The organism is Paenibacillus sp. AR247 (genome assembly GCF_002968895.1).
Taxonomy (GTDB): domain Bacteria; phylum Bacillota; class Bacilli; order Paenibacillales; family Paenibacillaceae; genus Paenibacillus_AQ; species Paenibacillus_AQ favisporus.
The window spans coordinates 1-1,135 of the sequence record NZ_PCZT01000082.1 but is presented as its reverse complement, the minus strand read 5'-3'; the positions used below and the strand labels follow the sequence as shown (position 1 = coordinate 1,135).

The window sequence follows — 1,135 nt, the reverse complement described above, 5'->3', positions numbered from 1 at the left end:
TTTGCGCGCTCTATTTCTTTCTCAGAGGCCACGATAAACCCCGATCTCGCATTCCGCCTTGATAATTGCGTTGAAGAGAGGCGCAGCGACCCTCAAATACCAAGGCGTGTTCCTCGCGAGATTGGATTTCACAAACCCCGGATAAAAAGCGTTGGAGGTCACTCCCGTTCCTTCCAAACGCTTTGCCAATTCGAAAGATAATAAGGTCCTCGCGAACAAAGACTGGTTGGCTGCACGCATCCCGCTATACTGGTGATCCATTTGAATATCATCGAAGTTAATGACGGGATTTTTCAACAATCTAGGGTTACCCGACACTGTGATAACGCGTGCAGGTCCGCTTTCTTGGAGGATGTCGAGCAGCCGGTTAGTCAGCAGATAATGACTAAGCACATTAACCGCGAACATACGATCAATCCCCTCTACTGTCAATTCCTTCTTAAAATAGATTGCACCACAAGCATTAACAAGCACATGCAATTGATCGTATTTCCGCTTGATCAGGTCGCTGACTTCCCGGATCGACGACTGTAGAGAAAGATCTGCCACCACCCACTCTCCCCTGCTGTTGCCTGTAGCTTCCGAAATATCCTTTAATGCAGCTTTTCCACTCTCCGCACTTCTACTGATGATCACGACCTTGGCGCCAAGTCTGGCTAGTCCCGTTGCGATTGCTTTTCCTACTCCAGATGTTCCCCCCGAAACTAAAAATACTCTGTTCTCAATATCCGTACGTGTTTCGTTCATCGTCTCCCCCCCTTGTATGCAACAGCTGTGATTTTCATTGTGTATTCTCTTACTTTTTGATAAGATAGTGTCATAAACTGACATTTAGGATCATTGTATGCCTCTGGGTTTTTATTGTCAAGAAAAAATGTCAGAAACTGACTAAACTCCATTAATCCCATAAATAGGAATGATTAAAATGAAAAGCAAAGAAAAATTACAGGCGGCGGCCGCCAAATTATTTACGGAAAAAGGCTATGAAAACACGACTGTGCAGGAGATTGCGAGTCTTGCCGGTGTTACAGAGCGAACCTTTTTCCGGCAGTTCAGGGACAAGTCGGATGTGCTTTTTGACACAAACAATGAGATGGGGCAGCAGGTCGCGGCTTTTATCACGGACAATTTTGAC

Annotated in this window: 2 protein-coding genes; one reads left to right on the top strand and one right to left on the bottom strand. The window is 45.6% G+C overall.

The window, feature by feature from the left end:
• Window positions 1-21 precede the first annotated feature (21 nt).
• A complete protein-coding gene (locus CPT76_RS36145) occupies window positions 22-747 on the bottom strand; it encodes an SDR family NAD(P)-dependent oxidoreductase (RefSeq protein ID WP_258169125.1) in 726 nt (241 codons plus the stop codon).
• A 178-nt stretch (window positions 748-925) separates the two neighbouring features.
• Here CPT76_RS36145 and CPT76_RS36140 point away from each other — a divergent pair.
• A partial coding sequence (locus CPT76_RS36140) for a TetR/AcrR family transcriptional regulator (RefSeq protein WP_146116573.1) occupies window positions 926-1,135 on the top strand: 210 nt, incomplete at its 3' end.